This window comes from Gryllotalpicola sp. CP2-P1, assembly GCF_057512245.1.
On the sequence record NZ_JBLRDT010000167.1, the window covers coordinates 1 to 5,333 of the forward strand.

At 68.9% G+C, this 5,333-nt stretch carries 5 protein-coding genes; all 5 read right to left on the reverse strand.

Features of this window, described 5'->3' with window-relative positions; translation table 11 throughout:
- A partial coding sequence (locus ACM2XV_RS11745) for a serine/threonine-protein kinase (RefSeq protein WP_487027050.1) occupies positions 1–817 on the reverse strand: 817 nt, incomplete at its 3' end.
- A complete protein-coding gene (locus ACM2XV_RS11750; protein ID WP_344775844.1) occupies positions 814–2,271 on the reverse strand; it encodes a peptidoglycan D,D-transpeptidase FtsI family protein in 1,458 nt (485 codons plus the stop codon). The genes ACM2XV_RS11750 and ACM2XV_RS11745, both read right to left, overlap by 4 nt.
- The gene (locus ACM2XV_RS11755) at positions 2,272–3,693 is read right to left on the reverse strand and encodes an FtsW/RodA/SpoVE family cell cycle protein (RefSeq protein ID WP_425553410.1); all 1,422 of its coding nucleotides are present in this window, start codon (positions 3,691–3,693) and stop codon (positions 2,272–2,274) included.
- Positions 3,683–4,924, reverse strand: a complete 1,242-nt coding sequence (locus ACM2XV_RS11760) for a PP2C family protein-serine/threonine phosphatase (protein ID WP_487027052.1) — start codon at positions 4,922–4,924, stop codon at positions 3,683–3,685. Before ACM2XV_RS11760 ends, ACM2XV_RS11755 begins: the two co-directional genes overlap by 11 nt.
- A gap of 5 nt (positions 4,925–4,929) precedes the next feature.
- Positions 4,930–5,333, reverse strand: a 404-nt coding sequence (locus tag ACM2XV_RS11765) for an FHA domain-containing protein FhaB/FipA (RefSeq protein ID WP_487027051.1), incomplete at its 5' end; no start/stop codon positions are given.

A 5,333-nucleotide genomic window follows, 5' to 3' on the forward strand; every position in this document is an offset into this window, starting at 1 on the left:
CCCCCCGGCGCAGCGACTGCGCAGCCCGCGCGAGGTGCGCGGCCGAGGCCGGGCGGTCGCTCGGGTTCTTGGCGATCGACGCCATGATGAGGTTGCGCACGGGCTCGGGGACCGTGGTCGGCAGCTCGGGCGGCGCCTCGTTGATCTGCGCCATCGCGATCGCGACCTGCGACTCGCCCGTGAACGGCCGGCGGCCGGCGACGCACTCGTAGGCGACGATGCCGAGCGAGTAGATGTCGGTGGCGGGGGATGCCGGGTGGCCGCTCGCCTGCTCGGGGGAGAGGTACTGCACGGTGCCCATGACCTGGCCCGTGGCCGTCAGGGGGACCTGGTCGGCGACGCGGGCGATGCCGAAGTCGGTGATCTTGACGCGGCCCTCTGGGGTGATCAGCAGGTTGCCCGGCTTGATGTCGCGGTGCACGAGCCCGGCCGCGTGGGCGGCCTGCAGGGCGGAGGCGGTCTGGGCGACGATGTCGAGCGTCTTGTCGGCGGAGAGCTGCCCCTCGCGCTCGAGGATCGACGAGAGCGCCTCGCCGGGGACGAGCTCCATCACGAGGAAGGCGCTGCCGTCCTCCTCGCCGTAGTCGAAGACATTGGCGATGCCCTCGTGGTTCACCAGGGCGGCGTGCCGTGCCTCGGTGCGGAAGCGCTCGAGGAAGGCCGGGTCGCCCAGGTACTCGTCCTTCAGGATCTTGATCGCGACGGTGCGGCCGATGACCTGGTCGGTCGCCTGCCAGACCTCGCCCATGCCGCCGATCGCGATTCGCGACTGCAGCTGGTATCGCCCACCGAAGGTGAGCCCCGCGGAAGGTCTCATTTGTTCAGCACCGCCTCAAGTACCTGTCGCGCGATCGGAGCCGCGACGGAATTGCCACTGCCGCTCTGCCCCAGTCCTCCGCCGTCTTCCACGACAACCGAGACAGCGAACTTCGGATCGTCAGCCGGGGCGAACCCTGTGAACCAGAGCGTGTACGGCTTGTCATCGCCGTTCTGAGCGGTTCCGGTCTTCCCCGCCACACTGACCCCACTAATCTTCGCATTGGTTCCGGTGCCCTGATCGACGCCCTTGACCATCATCCCGGTAACGGTCTTCGCGGTGTCGGCGCTCATGGCCCGGCCGAACTGCTGCGGGTCGAACTCCTGCTGGCGATCGAGGTCGGGGGTGATGACCGACTGGACGAGGTTCGGCTCCATGACGACCCCGTCGTTGGCGATCGCCGCGGAATCCATGCAGATCTGCAGCGCCGTCGCCGTGTCGCTCTGCTGGCCGAAGGCGCTCTGCATCAGCTCGGCCTGGTCGTCATAGCCCGGGTACTTGCTCACAGAGACGCGCATGGGGATCGAGAACTGGTGGTTGAAGCCGAACGCCTCAGCCTGGCTCTTGATGGTGCTGCTGCCGAGCTTCGCGCCCAGCTCGGCGAACGGGATGTTGCAGCTCCAGACCTGCGCGTTCTGGATCGAGACATTGCCCCCGGTGTCGCCCTGGCACTTGGCGCCCGTGTCGTTGTGGATGACGGTCGAGCTGCCCGGCAGCTGCAGGGCCGAGGGGTTCGGCAGCTGCGAGCTCGGGGTGAAGCGGCCCGTCTCGAAGGCGGCGGTGCTCACGACCGGCTTGAACGTGGAGCCGGGCGGGTTGAGGTCGGTGATCGCCTTGTTGACGAGAGGCTCGCCATCGGCATCCTGCAACGCGTCGTAGGTCTGCGTGTAGGCGGCGCTGTCGTGCGTCGCGAGCTTGTTCGGGTCGAAGTCGGGCTTCGAGACCATCGCGAGGATCTTGCCGGTTCCGACCTCTTCGACGACCACGGCGCCGCGCTTGTCGCCGAGCGCCTCGTAGGCCGCCTTCTGCGCGACGGGGTCGATCGTGAGCTCGACGGAGTTCCCCTGCGGGTGCTTGCCCGTGATGATGTTCTTCACCCGCTGGAAGAAGTCGGCGTTCGAGGTGCCCGAGAGCTGCTGGTTCATGGCGCCCTCGATGCCCGTCGCCGAGCCGTTGACGGCGAGGTAGCCGGTGACGGCCGAGTACAGCGGCCCGTCGCTGTACTGCCGCTGCCACTGGTAGCGGTCGTCGCTGCGCACGGACTGGGCGATCGGCTTGCCGCCCACGATGATCGCTCCGCGCTGCACGTTGTAGCTGTCGTTCACGGCGCGCGTGTTGCGGCTGTCGGCGTTCAGCTGGTCGGCGTAGCCCACCTGGATCGTGCTGGATGCCACGAACAGGGCGAGGAACATCAGGAGCACGACGAGGCTCAGTCGCTTCAGTTCACGATTCACTTACGACACCGCCCTCGGTTGATTGCGGACGGTGTCCGACAGGCGCAGCAGCAGCGCGACGATGATCCAGTTGGCGACGAGCGACGATCCGCCGGCCGCGAGGAACGGAGCGGTCAGGCCCGTGACCGGGATGACCCGGGTGATGCCGCCGATCACCACGAAGGTCTGCAGGGCCACGACGAAGCCGAGGCCGATGGCGAGCAGCTTGCCGAAGTCGTCCTCGCTGGCGAAGCCGATGCGGAACGCGCGGGCGACGAACAGCATGTAGAGGCACAGCAGTGCGAAGACGCCGATGAGGCCGAGCTCTTCGCCGAGGCTCGCGAAGATGTAGTCGCTGTCGGCGACGGGCGTCACGTAGGGCTGCCCCTGGCCGAGACCGGAGCCGATGAGGCCGCCGTGGGCGAGCCCGAACAGACCCTGCACGAGCTGATAGCTGCCGCCCGTCGAGCCGAACTGCGCGTTCGCGAACGGGTGCAGCCAGTTCTCGAAGCGGCCGTGCACATAGCCGAGCTTGGGGATCACGCTCGAGAGCCCGTTGACCGCCCACGCGCCGCCGACCAGGGCGACGACGCCGAGCAGCGCCCAGCTCGTGCGCCCCGTCGCGACGTAGATCATCGCCACGAACAGCCCGAAGTAGAGCAGACCGGTGCCGAGGTCGCGCTCGAACAGGATGACGAGCAGCGTGAGCACCCACAGCACCGCGATCGGCCCGAGGTCGCGCACGCGCGGGAACGTGACACCGAGGATGCGCGTGCCGACGGCGGCGAGCGAGTCACGGCGCTGCACGAGGTAGCCGGCGAAGAAGATCGCGAGCGTGATCTTCGCGATCTCACCCGGCTGGAAGTTGAGGGGACCGATCTGGATCCACACCTTCGCGCTCTCGTTCGCCGTGCCGATCACCGGCAGCAGCGGAATGAACACGAGCACGATCGAGATGAGCCCGCTGAGGTACGTGTACCGCTGCAGCGAGCGGTGGTTGCGCACGAAGACGAGCACGAGGATCGCGCACACGATGGCGAACGCGGCCCACACGATCTGGCGAACGGATGCCGCGGCCCAGCCGCTCGTGCCCTCGTGGATGTCGAGGCGGTAGATCATCGCGATGCCGAGGCCGTTCAGCAGCGTCGCGATGGGCAGGATGAACGGGTCGGCACCGGGCGCTGTCAGGCGCAGCGCGATGTGCACGCCGAAGACCAGGATGCCGAGCGCGACGCCGAAGAACGCGAGGGAGCCGTCGATGCGGCCGTTCGCGCCGAGTTGCACGAGGACCTCGGCGGCGACGACGATGCCGAACGCGAAGATGAGGAGCCACAGCTCGAGATTGCGCAGCCGACGCGGCATCCGGATGCGCGGCACGACGCTCGTCATCGCCGTGACGATGCCGGTTCTCGCTTCGCTGCGCGCGTTCGACTCAGCCGCCATGGCTCAACTGCTCCACGATGCGCTGCGCCTGCTCGAGGCTGCTCGGGTTGGTGGTCTGGCGCAGCTGCTGCTGCTCGAAATCGGTGAGGTCGTCGGCGGCCAGCTGCGTCTCGCGGTAGACATGCGAGAGGTGCCAGGGGCCGACGGACTGCTGCACGCCGCGGAAGATCGCGACGTTCCCGTCGGGGGCGATGCCGACGTAGAAGTGCGTCTGGGTCCAGCGGTAGCCGAGCACGCCGATGAGGGCGAGCACGGCCGCGGCGATGAGCGCGAAGCTGATCCAGAACGCGCGGCGGCGGCGGTGGCGCCGCTCGTCCTCTTCGATGAGCTCGCCGAGATAGTCCTCGGTCTGCGGCTCGAAGTGGGTGGGCACCTGCACCGGGCGCGTCGGGTGCAGCAGCAGGGCAGGCAGCGGCAGGCGGGCGGCGCGCGGCCGCGTGGACTCGGCCACGTGGGAGATCGGCGCGGCCGCCGAGCCGACCGTGACCGGCTCGTGCGGCTGATCGCCGCGGTCGATGTCGACCACGATGACGGTGACGTTGTCGGGAGCGCCGGCGTCGAGGCTCGCCTTGAGCAGACGGTCGGCCACGGTCTTGGGCGACGCCGGGCTCGCGAGCATGCGCGCCATCAGCTCGGGCTTGACCACCCCCGAGAGGCCGTCGCTGCACAGCATCCACCGATCGCCCGGCTTCGTCTCGAGAATCCAGGAATCCACGTCGGGGTTCGCGTCGACGTCGCCGAGCACGCGCATGAGCACGCTGCGGCGCGGGTGCACCGCGGCCTCTTCGACCGTGATGCGGCCGGTGTCGACCAGCCGCTGCACGAAGGTGTGGTCGGTCGAGATCTGCGTGAGCTCGCCGTCGCGCCACAGGTAGATGCGGCTGTCGCCGATGTGCGCGAGCGCGACGTAGTCGCCGACGCGGATGAACGCGCTGACGGTCGTGCCCATGCCGGTCAGCTCGGGGTGGTCGTAGACGGTGTCGGCCAGCGCCGCGTTCGCCTCGAGCAGTGCCGCCTTCAGCGCCTCGCGGGCGACCTCGGGGTCGTCGTACTCGCGGTCGACCTTCTTGATGTGGTTCGTCGCGATCGCGCTGGCGACATCGCCGCCGGCGTGGCCGCCCATGCCGTCGGCCACCAGGAAGAGGTCGTGGCCCGCATAGCCGGAGTCCTGGTTGTTGCTGCGCACCCGGCCGACATTGCTGACCGCGGCGCCGCGGGTGTTGGACGCCACCAGCGTCACCGCCGCAACTCGAAGGTCGTCATGCCGACCTTGATCGGCGTGTCGAGGGGAACCTGGGTCGGCGCGGTCACGCGCTCGCCGTCGAGGAAGGTGCCGTTGGTCGAGTCGAGGTCCTGCAGCATCCACTCGTTGTTCCACAGCATGAGCCGCGCGTGGTGCGTGCTCGTGTAGTCGTCGCGGATCACGAGGCCCGACTCGCTCGAGCGGCCGATCGTCAGCGGCTCGGCGGTCAGTTCGTACTCGACGCCGGCGCGCGGGCCGCCCGTGATGACGAGCTTCGACGCGTTGAACACCGTCGCGTGGGTGCGCTTGCCGTTCGCCTGCGGCACGACGGGCACCGAGCCGGTGCGGTCGATCGCCAGGCCGGCCAGCGGGCTGTCGGCGCCCGAGCCGAGCTCTT

Excerpts from the sequence above, each read along its gene's own strand:
- ACM2XV_RS11755 (WP_425553410.1), bottom strand. The coding sequence starts at position 3,693 with ATGGCGGCTGAGTCGAACGCGCGCAGCGAAGCGAGAACCGGCATCGTC.